18 protein-coding genes are annotated in these 22859 nt (G+C 67.6%); 10 read left to right on the top strand and 8 right to left on the bottom strand.

Annotated features, from left to right (window positions below):
• Nucleotides 1-4 precede the first annotated feature (4 nt).
• The 7 genes from ACG3SL_RS18320 (at nucleotide 5) to ACG3SL_RS18350 (ending at nucleotide 10151) form a co-directional block, all read left to right on the top strand.
• Complete coding sequence (locus tag ACG3SL_RS18320; protein WP_448662599.1) at nucleotides 5-238, top strand: hypothetical protein; 234 nt, start codon at nucleotides 5-7, stop codon at nucleotides 236-238.
• A 320-nt stretch (nucleotides 239-558) separates the two neighbouring features.
• Nucleotides 559-2712, top strand: coding sequence for a TonB-dependent siderophore receptor (locus tag ACG3SL_RS18325; protein ID WP_448662600.1), 2154 nt, complete (start codon nucleotides 559-561; stop codon nucleotides 2710-2712).
• Between the two features lie 41 nt (nucleotides 2713-2753).
• Nucleotides 2754-4547 carry a M14 family metallopeptidase gene (locus ACG3SL_RS18330; protein ID WP_448662601.1) on the top strand — a complete coding sequence of 598 codons (1794 nt, stop codon included), beginning with the start codon at nucleotides 2754-2756 and terminating at the stop codon, nucleotides 4545-4547.
• Between the two features lie 488 nt (nucleotides 4548-5035).
• A complete protein-coding gene (locus tag ACG3SL_RS18335; RefSeq protein ID WP_448662602.1) occupies nucleotides 5036-6832 on the top strand; it encodes an IlvD/Edd family dehydratase in 1797 nt (598 codons plus the stop codon).
• A gap of 66 nt (nucleotides 6833-6898) precedes the next feature.
• On the top strand, nucleotides 6899-8059 hold the full coding sequence (locus tag ACG3SL_RS18340; RefSeq protein ID WP_448662603.1) for an aldose epimerase family protein: 1161 nt from the start codon (nucleotides 6899-6901) through the stop codon (nucleotides 8057-8059).
• A 20-nt stretch (nucleotides 8060-8079) separates the two neighbouring features.
• Nucleotides 8080-9222 carry a cellulase family glycosylhydrolase gene (locus tag ACG3SL_RS18345; RefSeq protein WP_448662604.1) on the top strand — a complete coding sequence of 381 codons (1143 nt, stop codon included), beginning with the start codon at nucleotides 8080-8082 and terminating at the stop codon, nucleotides 9220-9222.
• On the top strand, nucleotides 9222-10151 hold the full coding sequence (locus tag ACG3SL_RS18350; RefSeq protein ID WP_448662605.1) for a family 43 glycosylhydrolase: 930 nt from the start codon (nucleotides 9222-9224) through the stop codon (nucleotides 10149-10151). The genes ACG3SL_RS18345 and ACG3SL_RS18350 overlap by 1 nt, the downstream gene beginning before the upstream one ends.
• Here the strand turns inward: ACG3SL_RS18350 and ACG3SL_RS18355 are convergent.
• The 7 genes from ACG3SL_RS18355 to ACG3SL_RS18385 form a co-directional block, all read right to left on the bottom strand.
• Complete coding sequence (locus ACG3SL_RS18355; protein ID WP_448662606.1) at nucleotides 10148-10909, bottom strand: FadR/GntR family transcriptional regulator; 762 nt, start codon at nucleotides 10907-10909, stop codon at nucleotides 10148-10150. The genes ACG3SL_RS18350 and ACG3SL_RS18355 overlap by 4 nt on opposite strands.
• A 75-nt stretch (nucleotides 10910-10984) precedes the next feature.
• Entirely contained in the window at nucleotides 10985-11983 is a 999-nt protein-coding gene (locus tag ACG3SL_RS18360; RefSeq protein WP_448662607.1) for a FecR family protein, read from the bottom strand.
• On the bottom strand, nucleotides 11980-12495 hold the full coding sequence (locus ACG3SL_RS18365) for an RNA polymerase sigma factor (RefSeq protein ID WP_448662608.1): 516 nt from the start codon (nucleotides 12493-12495) through the stop codon (nucleotides 11980-11982). Before ACG3SL_RS18365 ends, ACG3SL_RS18360 begins: the two co-directional genes overlap by 4 nt.
• Nucleotides 12496-12639: 144 nt before the next feature.
• Nucleotides 12640-13923: an efflux RND transporter periplasmic adaptor subunit gene (locus ACG3SL_RS18370; RefSeq protein ID WP_448662609.1), complete on the bottom strand. Its 1284-nt coding sequence runs from the start codon at nucleotides 13921-13923 to the stop codon at nucleotides 12640-12642.
• Nucleotides 13920-15389 carry a TolC family protein gene (locus ACG3SL_RS18375; RefSeq protein ID WP_448662610.1) on the bottom strand — a complete coding sequence of 490 codons (1470 nt, stop codon included), beginning with the start codon at nucleotides 15387-15389 and terminating at the stop codon, nucleotides 13920-13922. The genes ACG3SL_RS18370 and ACG3SL_RS18375 overlap by 4 nt, the downstream gene beginning before the upstream one ends.
• Entirely contained in the window at nucleotides 15379-16587 is a 1209-nt protein-coding gene (locus ACG3SL_RS18380; RefSeq protein ID WP_448662611.1) for an ABC transporter permease, read from the bottom strand. The genes ACG3SL_RS18375 and ACG3SL_RS18380 overlap by 11 nt, the downstream gene beginning before the upstream one ends.
• Nucleotides 16584-17213, bottom strand: a complete 630-nt coding sequence (locus ACG3SL_RS18385; RefSeq protein WP_448662612.1) for an ABC transporter ATP-binding protein — start codon at nucleotides 17211-17213, stop codon at nucleotides 16584-16586. Before ACG3SL_RS18385 ends, ACG3SL_RS18380 begins: the two co-directional genes overlap by 4 nt.
• A gap of 321 nt (nucleotides 17214-17534) precedes the next feature.
• On the opposite strand from ACG3SL_RS18385, the gene ACG3SL_RS18390 reads away from it, so the two are divergent.
• Together ACG3SL_RS18390 and ACG3SL_RS18395 are read left to right on the top strand one after the other, a co-directional pair.
• Entirely contained in the window at nucleotides 17535-20870 is a 3336-nt protein-coding gene (locus ACG3SL_RS18390; protein ID WP_448662613.1) for a TonB-dependent receptor domain-containing protein, read from the top strand.
• 82 nt (nucleotides 20871-20952) lie between these two features.
• The gene (locus ACG3SL_RS18395; protein WP_448662614.1) at nucleotides 20953-21417 is read left to right on the top strand and encodes a DUF2147 domain-containing protein; all 465 of its coding nucleotides are present in this window, start codon (nucleotides 20953-20955) and stop codon (nucleotides 21415-21417) included.
• A gap of 4 nt (nucleotides 21418-21421) precedes the next feature.
• Here the strand turns inward: ACG3SL_RS18395 and ACG3SL_RS18400 are convergent, their stop codons facing one another.
• Nucleotides 21422-22024, bottom strand: a complete 603-nt coding sequence (locus ACG3SL_RS18400; RefSeq protein ID WP_448662615.1) for a TetR/AcrR family transcriptional regulator — start codon at nucleotides 22022-22024, stop codon at nucleotides 21422-21424.
• A 183-nt stretch (nucleotides 22025-22207) separates the two neighbouring features.
• Here ACG3SL_RS18400 and ACG3SL_RS18405 point away from each other — a divergent pair, with 183 nt between their 5' ends.
• Nucleotides 22208-22678, top strand: coding sequence for a hypothetical protein (locus ACG3SL_RS18405; RefSeq protein ID WP_448662616.1), 471 nt, complete (start codon nucleotides 22208-22210; stop codon nucleotides 22676-22678).
• Nucleotides 22679-22859 lie beyond the last annotated feature (181 nt).

Genomic DNA, 22859 nt, shown 5'->3' on the forward strand with positions numbered 1-22859 from the left:
GTCGATGCTGGCGGCGGTCTGCCTGATGCTACTCGGTGCGGCGGGCGCGGCGCAGGCGCAGAACGCTGCGCCGCCCGGATCGAACCCGGTCATCCGCGACAAGTTCACCGCCGATCCGGCCCCGCTGGTCGCCGGGGACCGGCTGTATCTCTACGTCGGGCACGACGAAGCGCAGCGTGACGAGATGTTCACCATGCGCGACGCGACTGGTATCTCTTCCTGCACAATGCCACGCTGACGATCGGCAACCTGAACGGCGCGATCGGCCGTCGTGCCGTTACGGTCGAGCGGCTCGATTACAATGCGGACGGCACCATGAAGCCGGTCACGCAAACCGACGCCGGCGTTACGGCCCCGCGCGCACGCTAGGACGAGCGGCAGGGGCTGCGCGGCAGGCTGCCTGCTGGAAACACTCCGTAACAACGCGTTCGCTTGCGCAACAAGTAACGTCACGTTACAACATATCCTGTCGTCGCCGGGCCTAGCCTGCATCGCGACGCGATCCTGGCGCCGCCACGGCCGTGGCCGGCGTCCGCATCATAAACAGGGGATTCGGCGTTGCATCTTTCCGTTCGTACCGGCTTGCTGGCCGGCGCTCTTCCATTTGCCCTGTTGGCGACCGCGCCGGCGCGCGCCCAGGCCGAGCAGGAGACCAGCCTGGAGCAGGACCGCGAGGAAATCACCGTCCACGGCGTGCGGCAATCCTATCGTGGCGATTTCAAGCTGCGCGACATTCCGCAATCGATCGCGGTGATCGAGGACAAGGTGCTGCGGGAGCAGAACATCACTCGCCTTACCGATGCGCTGGACCTCAATGCTTCGGTCGCCCGCCAGAACACGCTGGGCGGGCTGTGGGATTCGTTTGCGATCCGCGGCTTTGCCGGTGACGAGAATCTGCCCAGCGGCTACCTGGTCAACGGATTCAATGGCGGGCGCGGCTTCAGCGGCCAGCGCGACGTGGCGGGCATCGAGCGGATCGAAGTGCTGAAAGGTCCGGCGGCGGCGCTGCTCGGGCGCGGCGAGCCGGGGGGCACGATCAACCTCGTCACCAAACAGGCCCAGCTCGGCCGCAGCTTCGGCAGTGCCTCGCTGCAATATGGCAGCTTCGATCGGGTGCGCGCGGAGGCCGACGCCAATATCGCGCTCACCCCCGGGATCACCGCGCGACTGATCGGCTATGCCGAGGATGGCGACACCTTCCGGGATTCGGTGCACCAGAAGCGCTGGGGCCTGCTGCCGTCGTTCGGCGTCGCGCTCGGCGATTCGACCCGCGTCACCTATGACTTCGAATGGACCCGCGTGGAGACGCCGTTCGATCGCGGCATCGTCGTGCTGAACGGCAATTTCAACACGGTGCCCCGCTCGCGCTTCCTGGGCGAGCCGGGCGATGGCAACACGGTGGCACGCGCGACCGGCCACCAGCTGCGCGTCCAGCATGATTTCAGCGATCGCTGGAGCCTGCTGGTCGGCGCCAGCCATCGCGACACGCTGCTGACCGGCTTCTCCTCGGATGCCGAGACCGCGACTGCGCGCCAGAAGCTGTTCGTCGATGGCCATTCGCTGTCGCGGCAGCGTCGCAGCCGGTATTACGACGCAGAGCAGTCGGTGGTGCGCGCCGAAATTTCCGGTTCGTTCGAAACCGGATCGCTGCGCCACCGCATCCTGTTCGGCGCGGACCATGACCGGTTCTTCTACGACCAGGTCTTCGCGCGGGTTCGTCCGCCGGCGGTTTCGTCGGCGCCGAGCGACGCTGCGGGCTATGTGATCGACATCCGCAACCCCGTCTATGGCCGCTTTCCGCTGCCGACGCCGGTGGTGAACACCGATCGCAGCGACTTGCAGCGCGCGACCGGGGCCTATGTGCAGGACCAGATCGGCCTGACCGACCGGCTGGAGATCCGGCTGGGTGGCCGCTACGATCATCTGCTGCTGCGCACCGACAACGACCTGACCCGCGTGAAGAGCCGCCGCAGCCGCGATCGGTTCAGCCCGCAGGCCGGGATCGTCTATCGACTGAGCGATCCGATCAGCCTCTATGCCAGCTATGGCGAAGGCTTTCGCGCCAATGTCGGCACCGACGCGGCTGGGGTGATCTTCGATCCGGAGACGACCCGCTCGATCGAGGCAGGGGTCAAGTTCGCCGCGTTCGGCGGGCGGCTGAACGGCACCGTCGCCGTGTTCGAGATGAACAAGCGCAACGTGCTGGCGACCGATACCGGCAACCCCGGCTTCTCGGTGGCGATCGGCAAGGCGCGCAGCCGCGGCGTCGAGGTCGACCTGACCGGCAAGCTGCCCGGCGATGTCGATCTGCTGCTCAGCTATGCCTATGTCGATGCCGAGGCGCGCTCCAACGTGCTCGATCCGAACTTCTCGTTCCAGGTGCGGCCGGGGGATCGGCTGATCAACATCCCCGACCACACGCTGAACGTGCAGCTGGCGCGCGACGTGACGGTCGCGGGGGTAAAGGCGCGGTTCGGCAGCGGCGTTCAGTATGTCGGCGAGCGTTCCGGCGAGACGGGGACGGGGTTCACCCTGCCGTCGCACACGCTGGTGCGCGCCTTCGGGGAAGTGGCGCTGACCGATCGCCTCCAGCTGTTCGGCACCGTCTCCAACCTGTTCGACGCGCACTGGTATGCGAACAGCTATACCCAGCTTTGGGTGCAGCCCGGGGCACCGCGCACTGCCACGATCGGGCTGCGCGCGAGTTTCTGAGCGTTGGCCCGTGCGCCCCACCTGATGTGAGTGATATGACGATGAACGCTGACGGACCCCGCCGGGCGGCAATGCTCGCCGCCGCCTTGCTCTGCGCGAGCGCTACCCCTGTGTCCGCCCAGGACGTGCTGAACCTGCCGCCGGCGCTGCCCTGGTCGGGGAAGAGCGAGGCGCTGGTTGCCCGGCCCGGCGATCCCTGGATCACCCCGGCGGAGGCTGGGAACTTCAAGACGACGCCGCGCTATGCCGAGGTGCGGGCATGGCTGGAGCGGCTCGACGCGGCGTCCGACCTGATCGCGCTGCACAGCTTCGGCCGCACCGGACAGGGCCGCGAGATGCTGTATGTGCGGGCCAGCAAGGGCGACGCACCCAAGCCGGTGGTGCTGGTCCAGGGCGGCATCCATTCGGGCGAGATCGACGGCAAGGACGCCGGGCTGATGCTGCTGCGCGACATCGCGCTGCGCGGCAAGGCGGACCTGCTCGACAAGGTCGATCTGGTCTTCGTGCCGATCTACAATATCGACGGGCACGAGCAGAGGAGCCCGTGGAACTACGTCCATCTGCGCGGTCCTGCCGAAAAGGGTCGCGACGCCAACGCCCGCAACATCAACCTGAACCGCGATTATGCCAAGGCGGACGCGCCCGAGACGCGGGCGATGATCGCCCTGATCCGGCAGCTCGACCCCATCCTCTATATCGACTGCCATGTCAGCGAAGGCTTCGACATGCAGTATGATATCACCTTCACCTATGCCGGCTGGGGCCGCTATGCCCGTCACCGCGCCACCGCCGACTGGCTGGAGCAGCGCTTCGGCCCCGCCGCGATGCAGGCGCTGACCCGCGCGGGCCATACGCCGATTATCTACCCCAGCCCGATCGACACGCGCGAGCCCGCCAAGGGCATCCGCTACAGCCCCGAAGGGCCGCGCTACTCGACCGGCTATGGCGACTTCATCGGCATGCCGACAGTGCTGGTCGAGAACCATATGCTGAAGCCCTATCGGCAGCGCGTGCTCGGCACCTATGTGCTGCTGGAGGCCGCGCTGCGGATCGCCGGGACCGACGCCGCGCGGATCGCGGAGGCCAAGGCGCAGGATCGCGCCAGCCGCCCGGCGGAACTGCTCACCCGCTGGACGCCCGCCGAACAGCCGATCGGCTGGATCGAGCAGTTCAAGGGCGTGGCGTTCGACATGGTGCCCTCGCCCGCCTCGGGGCGCCCGGAACAGCGCTGGACCGGCACGCCGATCACCTTCCGCATGCCGATCATCGGCCAGCGCCCGACCGAAACCGTCCGCCTGCCCAAGGCGTGGTGGATTCCGCCCGAACAGACCGAGGTGATCGATCGCCTCCGCGTCCACGGCATCGCCCTCGAGACGATCGATGCGCCCCGCGCGCTGCGGCTCGATCAGGTACGCTTGGTCGATGCCAAGCTGGCCCAGCCCAAGGAAGGGCGCGTGCCGATCACCGCCGGCTTCGTCCACGGCGTGGCCGAGCAGGTGATGCCAGCGGGCAGTATCCGCGTGCCTGCCGATCAGCCGCTGGGGCTATTGGCGGCGGCGCTGCTCGAGCCGGAGAGCCAGGACTCGTTCCTCGCCTGGGGTTTCTTCCCCGAGATGCTGGCGCCCGTGCCAAGCACCGATGCCTTCGCCCTCGCCGCGCTGGGCGAGCGGCTGCTGGCGACCCAACCCACGGTAAAGGCCGCGTTCGAGGCGAAGCTTCAGGCGGAACCGGATTTCGCGCGCGATCCGGACGCGCGGCTCGCCTGGCTGCATGCGCACGCGGGCCCCGGGCACCCGCATCTCCTGGAGTATCCAATCGCGCGGGAGCTTGACTGAGCGGCGGAGCGGATCACCGGCAATCCACAGGGAATGCGGGCCGTGTGAAGTGACGTGCTGCCCGTTTCTTGGGCCGTTTTGAGCTGGAAAATTCCAGTTATGGAGGAGGGTCAGGGAAGCGGAGTGAGCGATGAATCGCGGCGCGCGCCTGGTCATAGCGGCCACCGGGCGGCGTGCAGAGCGAGACCGCGCCGAGCGCATGCCCCCCCGCCCCCCGGCGAGCATCGCATCATATCGCCGTGCCCCGGCACGCCCTCTACCTGCCCATGGCGGCTGGCGGTGGCGACAACGTCGAAGCGCCCGTCGGCCCCGAGCGCCGGGCAGATGCTGGTCGCGTGCGATCTTGCCCACGCCCACCAATCCCAGCCTGATCCGCCGCGACGTCCGCTCCGCCCTTCCTTTTATACGATATATATGCTTTCTATTCGGACGCGGGACCTGTAGCAAGCCGGGGCGCACCGGCACCACGCAGGGCCACCGGAGGATGCATGCGAGAGAAGACCGATTCGAACCCCGTGCCGCTGCGTTCGCGCGCCTGGTTCGACAATCCGGAAAACCCGGACATGACCGCGCTCTATGTCGAGCGGTATCTGAACTATGGGATCAGCCTGGAAGAGATCCAGTCCGGTCGGCCGATCATCGGCATCGCCCAGACCGGCAGCGATCTGGTGCCGTGCAACCGCCACCATATCGAACTCGCCAAACGCACGCGTGAAGGGATCCGCGACGCGGGCGGAATCGCCATCGAATTTCCGACCCATCCGATCCAGGAAACCGGCAAGCGCCCCACGGCGGGGCTCGATCGCAACCTCGCCTATCTCAGCCTGGTCGAGACGCTCTACGGCTATCCGATCGACGGCGTCGTCCTGACGATCGGGTGCGACAAGACCACGCCGGCGTGCCTGATGGCGGCGGCCACGGTCAACATTCCCGCCATCGCGCTGTCGGTCGGCCCGATGCTCAACGGCTGGCACAAGGGCGAACGGACCGGTTCGGGCACCATCGTGTGGAAAGCGCGCGAAATGCTCGCGGCGGGCGAGATCGATTACAAGGGGTTCATCGAACTGGTCGCCTCGTCGGCGCCGTCGACCGGCTTCTGCAACACGATGGGCACCGCGACGACGATGAACTCGCTGACCGAGGCGCTGGGCATGTCGCTGCCCGGATCGGCGGCGATCCCCGCGCCCTATCGCGATCGCCAGGAATGCGCCTATCGCACCGGCGTCCAGATCGTCGAGATGGTGCGCGCCGATCGCAAGCCCAGCGACATCCTGACCCGCACGGCCTTTCTCAATGCGATCCGCGTCAATTCGGCGATCGGCGGATCGACCAATGCGCCGATCCATCTGAATGCCATCGCCCGCCATATCGGCGTCGCGCTCGATCTGGCCGACTGGGAAGGCCATGGCGCGGACATTCCGCTGGTGGTCAACCTCCAGCCCGCCGGCAAATATCTGGGCGAGGATTATTACCGCGCCGGCGGCGTGCCGGCGGTGATGGGCCAGTTGCTGCGCGCCGGGCTGATCGACGGCAGCGCGCTGACCGCCAATGGCCGGACCGTGGCCGAGAATGTCGGCACGGCAGTGAGCGAAGACCCCGACGTGATCCTCCCGCTCGACGCGCCGATGATGGAAAAGGCCGGGCTGTCGGTGCTGTCGGGCAATCTGTTCGACAATGCCGTGATGAAGCTGAGTGTGATCTCGGAGGAATTCCGCACCCGCTATCTGCGCAATCCCGACGATCCCGAAGCGTTCGAAGGCGTGGCGATCGTGTTCGACGGGCCCGAGGATTACCATCGCCGCATCGACGACCCCGCGCTCGGCGCCGACGCCAACTCGATCCTCATCATGCGCGGGGCGGGGCCCGTCGGCTATCCGGGCGGGGCCGAAGTGGTCAACATGCGCCCCTCCGCCGCGCTGATCCGCGCCGGTATCCACGCGCTGCCCTGTATCGGCGACGGTCGCCAGTCGGGCACCAGCGGCTCGCCGTCGATCCTCAACGCCGCGCCCGAAGCGGCGGTGGGCGGCGGGCTTGCGCTGGTGCGCACCGGCGACCGCATCCGGATCGATCTCGCCAACCGGCGCGCCGACATGCTGGTCGACGATGCCGAGCTTGCCCGCCGCCGCGCCGCACTCGCGGTCGACTATGTGCCCGAATCGCAGACCCCGTGGCAGGAAATCCACCGCGACCTGGTGGGCCAGTTCGAGGGCGGGGCGGTGCTGGAAAGCGCCGTCAAATACCAGCGCATCGCCCAGACCAGGGGATTGCCGCGCGACAGCCATTGATGCCCCGGACCGGGGAAGCCCTCCCCGGCCCCACGACGTGAAAAAAGACAAAAAGGAGGAAAGAGGATGTTGTCGAGAACGCTAGTGCCGCTGGCCGGGCTTTGCCTGACGCTGATGGCCGCCCCCGCCAGCGCCGGTGAAGCGCGCACGGCGAAATTCGGGACGCTGCCCGATGGCCGCCCCGTCCCCTCGGTCACGCTGTCCAACCGGCATGGCATCTCGGCCACAGTCATCGCCTATGGCGCGAGCCTCCAGTCGCTGGTGATGCCCGATCGCCTGGGGCGCAAGGCGGACGTCGCGCTGGGCTATGCCACGCTCGGCGACTATCTCGCCAAGCCGCAATATTTCGGCGCCACGGTCGGCCGCTTCGCCAATCGCCTCGCCGCAGGCCGCTTCCGCGTCGATGGCCAGGGCTATCAGACCCCGATAAACAACGGCAAGAACGCGCTCCACGGCGGCACGACCGGGTTCGACAAGGTGCTGTGGGACGTCGTATCGACCCGCAGCGGCCCGGTGGCATCGGTGACGCTGCGCTATGTCAGCCCCGATGGCGACCAGGGCTATCCCGGCACGATGACGGTGGAGGCCACCTATGCGCTCGACGAACGCGACAATCTGACGATCGACTATGTCGCCACCACCGACCGGGCGACGATCGTCAACATCACCAACCACGCCTATTGGAACCTGTCGGGCGAAGGATCGGCCAATGGTGCGATGGGGCATGTCGTCACGATCCCGGCACAAAGCTATCTGCCCACCGACGAGGGCGCGATCCCGCTGGGCGCGGCGCGGCCCGTGGCCGGCACGGTGTTCGATTTCCGCACGCCGCGCGCCGTTGGCGATCGCGTCCGCGATGCCCGCGACCAGCAGATCGTGTGGGGGCGCGGCTATGACCATAATTGGGTGATCGGCAAGGCCGTCACGTCGCAGCAGCACCTGATGGCCAAGGTGCATGACCCGGTTTCCGGGCGCGGTTTCGAACTCTGGTCGAACCAGCCGGGGCTGCAATTCTATTCGGGCAACTTCCTGGACGGCACCACCAGCGGCAAGGCCGGCCGGATCTATCGCGAAGGCGACGCGATCGTCATGGAGCCCCAGATCTTCCCCGATTCGCCCAACCAGAAGGGCTATCCCGACGCGCGGCTGGCGCCCGGCCAGACCTATCGCAACACGATGACCTATCGCCTCAGCACGGGGCAGACCGCAGCGCCCAAGAAGCGCTGAGCACCATGGGAGAGAACCGCATGATCCGCCGCACATTCCTGCTCGCCGCCACCGCACTGGCGCTCACCGCCGCCGCCGCGCCCGCCCAGGCGCGCGACCAGTGGACCAAGGCACAGGCAAATGACTGGTACGCCCGCCAGCCCTGGCTGATCGGGGCCAACTACACCCCGGCCACAGCGATCAACCAGCTCGAAATGTGGCAGCCCGAGACCTTCGATCCGGCGACGATCGACAAGGAACTGGGCTGGGCCGAGGGCATCGGCATGAACACGATGCGCGTGTTCGTGCACAACCTGTTGTGGGAAAACGATCCCAAGGGCCTGAAGAAGCGCATGGACCAGTTCCTCGCGATCGCCGCCCGGCACAAGATCAAGCCGCTGTTCGTCCTGTTCGACAGCTGCTGGGACCCCGATCCCAAGGCGGGGCCGCAGCATCCGCCGATCCCGGGCGTGCACAATTCGGGCTGGGTCCAGGGGCCGGGCAGCGCCCGGCTGAAGGATGCCGGCCAGTATGACAAGCTCGAAGCCTATGTGAAGGACGTGGTCGGCAGCTTCGCGAACGACCAGCGCATCCTGGGCTGGGACGTGTGGAACGAGCCGAACAACGGCGGCGGCGGCAATTACCCGGCAACCGTCGACAAGAACAAATATGTCGGCCTGCTCCTGCCCCGCGTCTTCGCCTGGGCCCGCAGCGCGAACCCCAGCCAGCCGCTCACCTCGGGCGTGTGGATCGGCGACAACTGGGACGACATGACCCGCGTCGATGCCATCGAAAAGGTCCAGCTCACCCAGTCCGACGTGCTGACCTTCCACGATTATTCCTGGCCGGAAACCTTCGAGAAGCGCGCACGCCAGATGCTGAGCTATGGCCGCCCGGTGTTCTGCACCGAATATATGGCGCGCGGTAACGGATCGACCTTCGACGGTTCGCTGCCGATCGCCAAGCGGCTGGGGATCGGCATGATGAACTGGGGCTTTGTCGACGGGAAGACGCAGACCCGCCTGCCCTGGGACAGCTGGAAGAAGCCCTATACCTTCGAAGAGCCGACGATCTGGTTCCACGAAGTATTCCGTGGCGACGGCACCCCCTATCGCCAGGCCGAAACCGACCTGATCCAGCGTCTCGCCGCCGCCCCCAAGGGCGTCGTCCCGGCGGTGCAGTGATGAAGCGCCTGGTTTTCGCAGCGGCGCTGCTGGCGGGGCTCCCGCTGGCGGCGCAGGCCCAGCCGGTCGCGTCGGCCTTTTCGAGCGCGGACCCCGAAGCGATCGCGGCGGAAGGGAAATACTGGATCTATCCCACCGATATCGGGCGCGGCGACAAGATGTTCGCGTGGGAATCGAGCGACCTCAAGACCTGGACGCGGGGCGCCCAGCCGCTCCTCACCCAGAAGGACGTGCGCTGGATCGACGATGATCGGGCGCGGGTCCACTTCCTGTGGGCACCCGCGATGACCGCCGCCAACGGGAAATATTATTTCTACTACTCGGTCGGCCCGCAGAACCCGACGCCCAGCCGGATCGGCGTCGCGGTGTGCGACACGCCCGGCGGCGGCTGCAAGGACAGCGGCGCGCCGCTGGTCACCGGCGGAAACGGGTTCGAGGCGATCGACCCCGCCGTGTTCGTCGATCCCAAGACGGGCACGCCCTATCTCTATGCGGGCGGCAGCGCGGGGAAGAAGCTGCGCGCCTGGGTGCTCAAGCCCGATAGGGTTACGATCGATCATGAAGTACCGATCGATACCCCGCCCAACTTCACCGAGGGCGCGTTCATGCACTATCGCAAGGGCGTGTACTATCTGTCGTACAGCGCGGGGCAGTGGAACTATTCCAACTACCAGGTCCATTACGCCGTCGCGCTCTCGCCCGTCGGTCCGTGGCGCTATGGCGGCCCGATCCTCCAGAGCGACAAGAAGTACAAGGGCCCCGGCCACCACAGCTTCTTCGAGGACCCCAAGGACGGGAAATGGTACATCGCCTATCACCGGTGGGAAGACCGCAAAGGCGATGGTCCCTATAGCGACGAGCGCTGCATCGCGGTGCAGCCGTTCGACTATCGCGCCGACGGTGCGATCCTGCCGATCAAGATGAATTAAGCGCGCGCGCCGGCCTCGGGGCCGGCGGCGTTGCCCGCATCGCCATGCCCGATCAGCGCTAGCACGTCGCCGATCAGCGCCCGCATCGCAGTGCGCGCGGCATCGGCGTCGCCCGCGGCGATCGCGTCGCGCACGGCGGCATGGTCCGCCAGGCTCGCGGTGCGCCCCTTGATCCGATTGGTGAAGCGGATCGAAGTGCGCAGCGCCGTGCCGACGACATCGCGGAACTGCGCGAAGAACGGGTTCTTCGACGCGCGGAGCACCGCGACGTGAAAGGCGATGTCGGCCTCCAGCGGGTCGTCATTGCCGGCGTCGGCGGCCTGCATCCGCGCCAGCCCCGCGGCGATGCCGGCAAGGTCGGCCGGATCGCGGATGCTGGCCGCGAGCGCCGCCGCCTCGGGCTCGATCGCCACGCGCAATTCGTTGAAATGGGTGAGCAACTGCACCGAGAATTTGCGCTCGAGCAGCCAGTTCAGCACGTCCGCATCGAACAGGTTCCACGACGATGCGGGCTGGACCAGCGTGCCCTGGCGCGGGCGGGCGCTGAGCAGCCCCTTCGCGGTGAGCATCTTGACGGCCTCGCGCGTCACCGAACGGCTGACGCCATGCTGCTTGGCCAGTTCGGCCTCGGTCGGAAAGGCCTGGCTTTCATACTGGCCGGTGACGATCGCACGCCCCAGGCAGTCGAGCATGCCGTATGTGAGGTTTCGGCCAAGCTGGGGCCCGGAGTGATCGCCGTCTAGGTCAGGATAGGTCATTCGCGCCCGGTGTAACGGCGCGCCTGCCATCGGCAAGTCCATAAGTACTATAAATGACCGCGCGCCCCGGCCACGCTATTCGCGGACCTCGATCTCGATCTGCTCGGGCGTGGAGGCGACGATCCGCCCGAATCCGTTGAGCTCGATCGCCTGTGCCAGCGCCTCGGTATCGCCCGATCGGAACACGCCGACGATCCGCTCGTCGGGGATGTGATTGCCCCGGAACACCAGCTTTCGCCGCGAATAGCCGTTCATCTGCTCGACGGCATCGGCCAGCGGCTCGCCCATGAACGACAGCCGCCCGGTCAGCCAGCTGGTCGCCTGTTTCGGATCGATCTGGCCGATGTCCCAGGCATTGTCGTCATGCGCGACGAGTTGCGTGCCGGCCTCGATCGACGCCTCGTGCTCTACCGGGCGGCGCGGCCCGCGCTCGGTCACTTCGACCACGCCTTCCACTACGGTCACGACGACGCGGTTCCGGTCGATCCGCACTTCGAATGCCGTGCCGACGGCGCGCACCTGCTTGTTCCCCGCGGTCACCACAAAGGGGCGGGTCCGGTCCTTCGCCACCTTGAAAAAGGCGCGACCGCGCTGGAGGGTCACGGAACGCCGATGCTCGTCCATCTGGATCAGCAGCGCGCTGTCGGTGTCGATCGACACGCTCGACGTGTCGGCGAGCACGATCCGCGTGCGCTGGCCGACGCCGGTGAAGAAATGGTGCCCGCTGGCCGCCACGGCCTCCGGCTCGGGGGCGAGCGCATGCCATGCGACCAGCCCGGCGCCGGGCACCGCGAGCATCAGTGCGATCGCCGCGGCCAGCGCGCGGGGGCGCCGGGCGCGCCGCTCGGGCGCGAAGCGGGCAAGGTCGCTGCGCAGCGCGTCGCGCAGCCGGGGGTCGTCGGCGACGGCACCGGTCAGCGCCCATACCCGGCGCATTTCCTCGGTCGCGGCGGCATCGGCGTCGCTGGGGCGTACCGGGTCGAGCACGGCGTCCTGGGCGCGCCACGCCAGGAAGCGCTGCGCGGCGCGTTCGCGGACCGCCCGGTCGGATCGCATGCGGAGACGGCCGATCATGCGTCGCGGTCCAGTCGCTCGGCGAGCCGGACCAGCGCCCGGTGGATCAGTTCCTTGACCGATTCCCGCGATATTCCCATCCGTTCGGCGATTTCCTGATACGTCATTTTCTCGAACCGATGGAGCTGGAACGCGGCGCGCGCCCGTGGCGGAAGCTCCAGTATCGCGCGCACCGCCCGTTCATATTCGTCGACGCCGATCGCGATCCGCTCGGGCGAAATCGCATCGACCGGATCGTTCGCCCCCGTCAAGGGGGTATGCGCCGAGGCATGGCGCGCCTTCAGATAGCGGTGGCGCGAGATCAGGATGTTGCGCGCGACCTTGAAGATGAAGCGATCGACATTTTCGATCGGCGTGTCGCGGCGCATGGCGTGCAGGCGCAGGAACACTTCCTGGATCAGGTCGTCGGCTTCGGATTCGTTGACGCGCCGCAGGAAATAACTGCGCAGCGCCGGGCCGTGGCGGCTGACCCACAGCGTCAGATCGGATTGCAGGCGCGAGGCGTCGCTCATCGCGGCATCCGCTCCCCCTGGCACCCGTCTCGCCCACATCGTGCGCATCGTTCCCCTACGGCACCGGGCGCCGCGAAACTGCGGCCCCCCTTCCAGCCAGGGACGCATCCGCGCGACGATCGGGGGGAGTGCGCGAATATCATTTCACTGCGACCCCGGCTGGGCCGGCGGCGGCGGCGCGTTCCAGACCACGGTCTCGCCGGGGGTCAGGCCCGAAATAATCTCGATTCCGGCGGGCGTTGCCTGCCCCACCTGCACCGCGCGCTGCTCAGTCGCCGTGCCGACGCGGACGCGCACCGTCGTCGCCGGCGCGCTGCCCTCTACCGCAAGCGGGGGCAGGACGATCGCGCGCGGCTTCTGCCCGGTAACGACCGCGACTGCCGCCGTCATGCCGACGCGGACCCGCCCGGCCTGCCCGGCGGGCGGGGCGTCGAGGGTCGCCGTCGCGACGAATCGAGTCTTGCCCGCCGTACCCGCCTCCGCCGTATCGGCGGCGATCGACGCCACCCGGCCGGACAGCGCCAGCCCGGGAAAGCCGGGGCCGGTGACCGTCACGGCCTGGCCCACCGCCAGCGCGTTCACATCCGCCTCGTCGATCTCGAAGCTGGCGGACAGCCCGCCATCGCGCGCGATCAGCCCGATCAACTGCCCGCGCGACACCCGCCCGCCGGCATAGATCGGCGCGGCGCCGGCCAGCGTTCCCACCGTCGCGGGACGCACCATCACCCCCGACACCGGCGCGCGCAAGATTGCCGCGCGCATCTCCTCCTCGGCATGGCGCAGGCGGGCCTGTGCGACGTTCAGTTCGAGTTGTGCGGCCCGCACGGCGACGGCGTCTCCCCGTGACAGCGTATCGGCCAGTTCGTCGCGCGCGGCGGCGGTCGCCATGCGCTGCGCGGTCAGCTGCTGCTCGGCGCCGGCATATTCGTTGCGCGCGATCAGCCCCTTGTCGAACAGCCGCCGGCTTTCCGCCGCCTCGCGTTCGTACCGCGCCAGCTCCAGTTCGGCGAGGCGCAGCCGGCGGCGCGCCGCCGCGACTTCCGGCCCGCTCGCCCAGTTCGCCAGGTCGCGCGCCGGCCCTGCGGACTTGAGCACGCCCGCCTCGGCGACATTGCGCGCCTCCGCCGCTTCTTCGGTGTCGAGCACCAGCAGCGTGTCCCCCGCCGCCACGCGATTGCCGAAAGCAAAGGACAGCGTGCGCACCGCCCCGTCGAACGGCGCGGTGATGCCGACGGCATCGCCCGGCGCGATCCGACCGGCAAAGACCAATGTCGCGACAAAGGGCTGGTACGCCACGACCAGGCGCTGCTCGGTTCCCGCCGCCGGCCCCTCGGCCCCGCCCTTTTCCGGCCATAGCACCCATACCGACCCGGCCAGCGCCACCAGCGCGACCAGCCCGATCCAGATGCGTCGCGGAATCCGGCTCATTCGTCGCTCCAGTCGATTTTCCAGCTCTCGAGTGTCGCGCCGATCTGGAGGTCGAACGATACCAGCGCATCGAGATAGCCGATCGTCGCGTTGAGCGACTGGATCTCGGCAGTGCGCAGCGCGTCCTGGAGCGACAACAGCTGGAAATTGCTCGATCGCCCGGCCTCCAGCTTGTCGCGTTCGATGTCGACCGCGCGCTTCGCCAGCGTCTTGTACCGCTCCGCCGACTCCAGCTGGAGCCACGCCGCCTCGACGCGCTGCACGGCGTCTCGCACCTGCGTCTCCACGCTCTGGTCGAGCGCCTCCAGCCGCAGTTCGGCGGTGCGCAGTCCGGTATCGGCCTCGATTACTGCCAGCCGGGGTCCCGGATCGCCGATCGGAATCGAAAGCTGCAATCCGACGCGATTGTCGGTGCGCGGCTGCAGCGCGCCGATCTGGGCATCGCGCCCGCCGGTGCGGGTGGCCGCCACCACCGCCGACACGTCCCACAGCCGCTGGTTGCGCGCGATCCGCAGCGATTCGCGCGCCTGTTCGACGGCATAGCGCTGGGCCCGGATGTCCATCCGGTTCTCGCGCGCGAGCGCAATCGCGGAGCCGAGGTCGATGGGGACATGCTCCGCCGCGATCGGATCGGCGGCGGTGACATTGGTGCCGGGATCGATCGCGAGCAGCTCGAGCAGCCGCAGCTGGGCCGAGACGCGCTGTTGCCGCGCGTCATAGACCGCGCCCTGCTGGTTCGCCTGATCGGCTTCGGTCTGGACGATGTCAGCCGCCGCCATCCGCCCCGCCTCGATCATTGCGCGGTTGGTGGCGATCAGTTCGCCGGTGCGGGCCAGCGCCATCTCGGCCAGCGTCACCTGCGCCTGTGCCCGCTGGAGCGCGCGATAGGCAAAGACGATGGCGCTGATCGTCTCGGCCAGCGTGTTGCGCAGCATCAGCCGGTTGGTCGCATCGCGCAGCCGGGCGATGCGCAGGGGCGCGCGATTGACGGCGATCCCCCCCCCGCGCAGCAGCGGCTGGGTCAGCACCAGGCTCGCGGTATCGCCGTCCTCGCGCCGGTCCAGCCGCTGGCGCCGGTCCCATACGAAGCCGAGCTGCGCGCCCGTGGGGAGCAGCCAGCTGGCGGTGCCGCTCACATCCGCCTGGGTCGTGACCCGCCCGTCATTGTCCGCCCGGTACAGGTCCGCGACAATGTTGAGCCGCGGGGCGAAGCGCCGCTCGGCGGCGTCCAGGCTGAAGCGTTGCGCCACGCGCTCCAGAAACGCCGATCGCACCGTGCGATTGTCGCGCAGGCCGATCGCCACGGCCTCGACCAGGCTGAGCGCGATCGGCGCCGACACTTGCAACGGCCCGATGCTCGACGGCGCGGGCACCGGCGCGACCGGCGACACGCGCTGCGCAGCCGCCGGAGCCGCCAGCATCAGCAAGGCCGCCGCCAGCGGCGCGCATGTCCGCTCAATCCGCACGCAGCGCATCGATCGGATTGAGCCGCGCCGCCGTGATCGCGGGATACAGGCCGAACACCAGCCCCATGCCCCCGGCCACGGCGGGGCCAAGCGCGAGCGTCCATGGCGCCAGGTCGAAATCCCATCCCGATCCGCGCGCGATGGCATAGCTGATCCCCGCCCCCAGCAGCGATCCGGCGACCCCGCCCGCCATGCTGAGCAGCACGGCCTCGGTCAGGAACAGCATCCGCAGCGCGCCCGGCGAGGCCCCCGTCGCCGCGCGCAGCCCAATCTCGCGCTGGCGCTCCATCACCGTCATCAGCATCACGTTCATCACGCCGATCCCGCCGACCAGCAGCGAGACCGCCCCGATCGCGATCAGCATCCGGCTGTGCACGGCCTTTTGCGCCTGCATCGTCGCCAGGATCGATTGGGCGTCGAGCACGGTCAGCGTGCCGTCGCGCGGCGCCAGCCGGGCGCTGATCCGCGCGCCCGCCGCCTTGCTGTCCGCGCCGGGCCGCAGCCGAACCAGCAGCGTATTGGGTCCGCCGCCCGCGATCACGCGGCGCGCGCAGCGGGGGGGAATCATCGCCGCCATGTTGTACTGGACCGGGTCGAGCGTCTCGGGCCGGACCGGCGCAAGCACGCCGACCACGGTGAAGCCATAGCCGCCCAGCAGCACCGTGCTGCCCGGCCCGACTGCCGCTGCCGGGCCCGACAGCGCGACAGCCGCCTCCGCCCCCAGCACCACCGACAGCGCGCAATTCTCCGCCGGGACGAACAGCCGGCCGCGCGCGGCGGCCAGCCCGGCCAGCGGCGCCAGCGCCGGTGGGGGCGCGAAGACCGCGAGGTCCGCCGATGTCCCGCCCGCGCGCGCCATCGCCCGCCCGGTGGCGAGCGCGATCACTTCCACCACATCGGGGTCGGACACCGGCAGCGCGTCGATCGCCGCCTGCGACAGCGCGACCGGCGCGTCGCCCGCCGGCGTCGCCTGGACCTGCAGCATGTCGACGCCCAGCTTGGCGAACAGCTTGAGCGATTCGCGCTGCGCCATGTGCCCGCTGTTGAGCATCGCGATGATCGACGCGGTGCCGATCAATATGCCGAGCAGCGCCAGCGCGGAGCGCCGCCCCTGCGCGCGCAGGTTGGTCCATGCCTCTGCCAGCGTGTCGGGCAGGTGCGACTCGAGCAGTGGCAGGGGCGGCGCGCCGATGGTCATGCGGCCTGCGCCTCTGATCGCTCGACGACGCGCCCGTCGCGCAGCGCGATCTGGCGGGGACAGCTGGCGGCGACTTCCTGGTCGTGCGTGACCATCAGCACGGTGACGTCGAGCTCCGCGTTCAGCGCACGCAGCAAGCCCATTACTTCGCGCGAGGTCGCGGTGTCGAGGCTGCCGGTGGGCTCGTCCGCCAGCAGCAGGCGCGGCGTGCCGACCAGCGCGCGCGCGATCGCCACGCGCTGGCACTGGCCGCCCGACAGCTGGTTGGGCATGTGCTCGCTCCACGCCGCCAGCCCGACCCGCGCCAGCATCGCCTCGGCCACCGCGCGCCGATCCCGCCGCGCGACGCCGCGATATTGCAGCGGCAGCGCGACATTCTGCCACGCGGTGAGCCGAGGCAGCAGCTGGAACGACTGGAAGACGAACCCGATCAGCCGGTTGCGGAGCAGCGCGGTGGCGTGCGGCGTCCACGAGCGGATCGCCTCCCCGCCGATTTCCAGCCGGCCGCTGGTCGGCACGTCGAGCAGCCCGATGATGTTGAGCAGCGTGCTCTTGCCCGAGCCCGACGGCCCGACAATCGCGCAGAACTCTCCGCGCTCCACCGAAAGCGTCACGGAGTCGAGCACCGTGAGCGTTCGAGTTGGCGCGTCGTACTGTCGGCAGATTCGATCCAGCCTCAGCATGCCCATCCCTCGAAACCAGAGAGGCACGCCGTTCAATTACTTGTCAATATCGATACCCTTAGCTCGAAAATGGACGCTAATCGTTCATTGTTGCAGTGCACCGTGAGGGGCATCGCCGCATATGCGAACACATTGTTCGTCAGCCGCACGATTTATTTTTTTGACTATCCCCCCGGTTCGGCCCCCGCCGGCGTCTTGGTTTTCCAGAGAAGGACGAGTCACGCCGAAACGGCGGGCGAAACGTTCAAAATGGAGGGGAAAAACATGCGCAAATGGGTGCCGGTAACGCGTTGTCTGCTGCTGATCGGAACGGCAACATTATCGATGGCAGCGGCGGCACCGGCAAAGGCCGCGCCCAATGTGGTCGCCTTCCGCATCGAAGCGCAGTCGATGGCCGGCGCGCTGCGCGACCTGGCGCTGCAGAGCGGGGTCTCGATCATGGCCGATGCCGCGCTGACCCGGGGCAAGCTCGCGCCGCGCTATGTCGCGACCAGCGATGTCGAGATGGCGTTGACCGCGCTGCTGCGCGGAAGCGGGCTTTCCTATCGGCGGCGCGGCGAAGTCTATGTGGTGGTGACCGGCCCGACCAGCGACGCGGCCCCCCAGACCGACCAGACCGCACTTGCGCAACAGACGCCGCCCGAGGCGGTCGACCCCAACATCATCGTCGTGACGGCGCAGAAGATGCGCGAGTCGGTGCAGGACGTGCCGATCGCGGTCAGCGCCTTTTCCGCCGCCGCGCTCGACAGCCAGAAGATCGAGACCGGCGGCGAATTGCTGCGCGCCATCCCCAACGTGACGTTCTCCAAGAGCAATTTCTCGGGCTACAACTTCTCGATCCGCGGGGTCGGGACCAAGGCGGTGTCGGCCAGCTCCGATCCGGCCGTCGCGGTCAGCTTCAACAACACGCCGCTGATCCGCAACCGCCTGTTCGAGCAGGAATTCTTCGATGTCGAGCGTGTCGAGGTGCTGCGCGGGCCGCAGGGCACGCTCTATGGCCGCAACGCGACCGCCGGCGTGGTCAACGTGCTGCCCATATTGCCGACCGACAAGCTGGAAGGCGCGCTGTCGCTCGAGGCGGGCAATTACGATACGCGCCGGGCCAGCGGGATGGTCAACCTGCCCCTTTCCAGCACGCTCGCGGTGCGTGCCGCCGGCGCCTATACCAAGCGCGACGGGTTCGAATATAACAGCTTCAACGACACCCATGTGAACGGGCGCGACCTGTGGTCGACGCGCGTGTCGGCGTCGTGGAAGCCCAGCAGCGACTTCACCGCAAGCGTGGTGTGGCAGCATTTCAACGAAGACGACAATCGCTCGCGCAGCGGCAAGCAGCTGTGCACGCGCGACGACGGCCCCACCCAGATCGGCAGCACCCCGGTGCCCGACGCATTGCGCGCGCGGCTGAGCCAGGGCTGCCGCCCGGCATCGCTGTACGACGATGCCGCGTTCGGCATGCCGAACGCCGAGAGCCTGCCGCAAGTGTTCCTCGCCAGTTCGATTGGGATCGGCGAATTGCCGGACGGCACTTTTGTCAGGGCCGTTCCACTACAAACGGACCCTTATAAAGGGCTAAGCCAGTCGCGAGACCTGCGCGAAATCTCGACAAGCTATGATCCGATCTTCCGCGCCCGCAACGATTTCTACCAGCTCAATCTCGATTTCGGCGTCGCCGACGGACTGCGGCTGATCTCGCAAAGCGCGTACGCGCGCGACCGTTATTATTCGTCACAGGATTATAACCGCTTCGCGTCGAACCCGATCTTCGGCAATTCCACCCAGCCGGGACTGACCTCTACGTTTGGCTTCGAGGTAATTGCGCCAAATCTGACCCCGGGTGGCATCTTCACCGACCCCCAGCTCGGCCCGTCGAACCGGTTCCTGTCGGTCGACCTCAGCCAGTCGCGCAACGAACAATGGACTCAGGAGCTGCGGCTGCAATCCTCTTGGGACGGGCCGCTGAACATCAGCCTGGGGGCAAATTATCTAAAATTCAAATCTGAAGATGATTACTACGTATTCAGCAACTTCTTCACGCTGATATCTCAATATTTTTACAATCAAGATTTCAACTTCGACTTCGACAAGGCAACTTATACTATTGCCACCCGCAAATGCCAACCAACCGGAACCACCGATAGCGCTTCAGATTGCGTTTATATTGATCCGAACACGTTGGCTAACATCAATGGCGAAGGTCACAATTATTTCCGCAGCAAAAATGTCGTCAAAACAGAGAGTTGGGCACTTTTCGGCGAAACCTATTACAAGTTTACGGATTCGCTGAAGCTTACGGCGGGACTGCGCTACACTAATGATTCGAAGACGAGCACGCCCTATCCAAGCCAGTTGTTGCTGGGTATCGGCCCGGTACTGAGCGGCTCGACCGGCGGCAAGACCGCGATTGGCTATCCCGCGCAACCGGACATCGTCCAGAAATGGGGGCGTTTCAGCGGCCGCGCCGTGCTCGACTGGAAGCCGCACCTCTCGTTCACCGACGACACCATGGTCTATGCCTCGTTCTCGCACGGCTATAAGGGCGGCGGCGCAAACCCGCCGCGCGTCGATTTCGATCCCGAGATCGTGCGCTACCAGCCGCTCGCCCAGACGTTCGAGCCGGAATATGTCAATGCGTTCGAGATCGGCACCAAGAACGTGCTGGGCAATGGCAAGGGCGGGCTCAACCTGACCGGCTTCTATTACGACTATACCAATTACCAGGTCTCGCAGATCGTCGACCGCATCTCGCTCAACGAGAATTTCGACGCAAAGAGCATGGGTCTGGAGCTGGAAACCTGGTGGCGGCCGTCGCGTAACTTCCGGCTCAACGCCAATGCCGGCTATCTACGCACCCGCATCAACAAGGGCGAACGTTCGATCGACATCATGAACCGGACCCAGGGCAATGCCGATTGGGTGGTGGTGCGCCCGTGGATCCAGGTGCCGTCGAACTGCATCGCGCCGCGCGCTGCAGTGGAGACGATCCTCGCCTCGCCGCTATCGATGGGGCCCGATGGCGGGCTGGGCACCTATGCGCTCGCGGCGCTGTGCAGCGCGTCGAACCGGCTCGGCGACTACGAACCCGGCCTGCCCGAAGGGCAGATCCCCTATTACGCGCTGATGGGCTTCACCTATGATCCGCTGCTGCCCTATAATCCCAATCTCAACCCGCTGGGGACGCTGGGCAGCACCGATCCGCGCAGCGGCGCCCCCAATGGCGGGCGTGGTTTCTATGCCGATCTCAGCGGCAACGAACTGCCCAATTCGCCGCGCGTGACCGTGAATGTCGGCGCCGAATACACGGTGTTCGCCGACGCCTGGAAAGTGACGCTGCGCGGCGATTATTATCGCCAGGGGCCCAGCTTCGCCCGCGTGTACAACACCGCCTATGACCGGCTGCACGGGTGGAACAACGTCAACATGGCGCTGACGATCGAGAATTCGATGTGGAACATGACCGCGCAGCTCTATGTGAAGAACCTGTTCGACGATGCCCCGATCACCGATGCGTTCACCAATTCGGACGATACGGGCCTGACCACGAACGTGTTCACGCTGGAGCCGCGCATCATCGGCTTCCGCCTGTCCAAGCGCTTCTGAACTCCGGGGGCGCGCGCCCGATCCCCGCACACCGGGATCGGGCGCGCATGCCCGGGCACGACCCAACGCCAGGGAGTGACCATTGCTTTCCACACCCCTGCCCGGCGCGCTGCGCGGGCCCATGATCGCCGCCGCCGCGCTGCTGGTGGCGCTCCCCATATCCACCGCGGCCCAATCGGGTGCAGACTCGGCGCTGCTCGGCAAATGGCGGACCGAGCGCAAGGACGGGATGGTGGAAATCCATCGCTGCGGCGCTGCGCTGTGCGGGCGCGTGCTCGACGGAGCGCCGCTGCGCGCCAATCCCGACCAGCGCGACGTCCATAATCCCGATCCCGCGCTGCGCACCCGCAAGGTGAAGGGGCTTCGCGTGCTCGACGGATTTTCCGGGGGGCCGAAGCGGTGGAAGGGCGGGCCGCTCTACGATCCCGAAACGGGCAATCTGGCGGGCTCGGGCACGTTGACGCTCACCGACGCCGATACGCTGGCGGTAAAGGGTTGCATCGCGATGTTCCTGTGCCGCACCCAGACCTGGCGCCGCGCGCGCTAAATGCTCAGCGCGGCGGCGCGATCAGCGCGGGCAGCAATTGCGCCAGCAGCGTGCGCATCGCCGCATCCTCCTGGCCCAGCATCCTGCGCAGCGGCGGCCCGATCAGCGCGTCGCCAAAGGCGCACACCGCGATCAGCAGCACGCCCGCGCGGATACGCTGGTCGCTGCCCTCACCGGGGGTAACGCGCGCGCGGACCGCATCGACCAGATCGCGCACCGCGCCGCCCAGCGATTCCAGATGCCCCGGCTCCTGCGCAAGCACCAGCCACGCCGCCAGCTGCGCCGCGCCGCCATGGTCGAACGCATCGAAGACGCGGCCGACCAGCAGGGCCGGCGCCTCGGCATCGACTCCCAGGCTGCCCACCGCATCGCCCAGCGCCCCGTCGAGGTCGCGGATCATCGCCTCCATCAGCGCGGCCTGAAGCCCCGACGCCGAACCGAAATGGTGGATGACGTTGCTGTGCGACATGCCCGTAGCGCGGCCGACATTGGCAAGCGTGACCGCGCCCGGCCCCTGTGCCAGCAACAGCGTGCGCGCAGCGGCGAGCCCTTCGTCGCGCGCCTCGCCCGCGCTGCGCTTGCGCCGCTTGGTCCGCGCCTCGCTCATGCCGCGCGGACGGCCCGATGGTCCGAAGGATATAGGGTCCGGATGATGTATCCCCTCCGCTTTGGACGTGTCGGCGCGCCGCGATCCCCCCGGCTGCCCCGCCCCTGCGTCTGATGAGCGGGGGGAGAAATTCTCGCCTCCGCAATGGGCAACGCAATGCCCGAAAAAGCAAGGAGAGGAAATATGATCAAGAAGATCTTGTCGGCCGGAGCACTCGCCGCATCCGCCGTGTTCCTGGTTCCGCAAGCCTCGGCGCAGACCTTCTCGCCGGCCGGTTCGTTCACGATCACCAATGTCGGCGCGATCAGCGTCAGCAAGGGGATCACGCTCAGCTGTGGCCTGAGTGGCAGCGGCAACGTGACGTCGGGCGGCGCCGCCAGCGTCACGGGCATCGCACTCAGCGGGCCGCTTTGCACTTCGGTGACCTTCACCTCGACGCCCTATGCGGTGACCGCCAGCGGGACCACCGTCACGATCAACAACGTCACCGTGACGGCGATCACCGGCAATTGCTTCGGCAACCTCTCGGGTACCTACAACCAGTCGACCGGAATCCTCACCTTCGTCAACGCGCCGATTCCGTCGAATCCCGCCGGCGGTTCGCCGTGCCGGGTCAACGGCCAGGTGCGGCTGTCGCCCACGCTGACCTACTGATCTACCCGCCGGGCGCGCCGATGGTGCGCCCGGCACCCTTGGGGCACCGCCGCCCCGCGCGGAGTCGACCCGTACCATCGGTCCTCCTCGCCACCGCCGGCCCCGCCCCATCCCAAAACATCTTTGAAACCAAAGGCCTGCGCAGCGCACGCTAAAGGCGCTTGACAGCGACCCCTTATAT

Source organism: Sphingomonas degradans, from assembly GCF_053502645.1.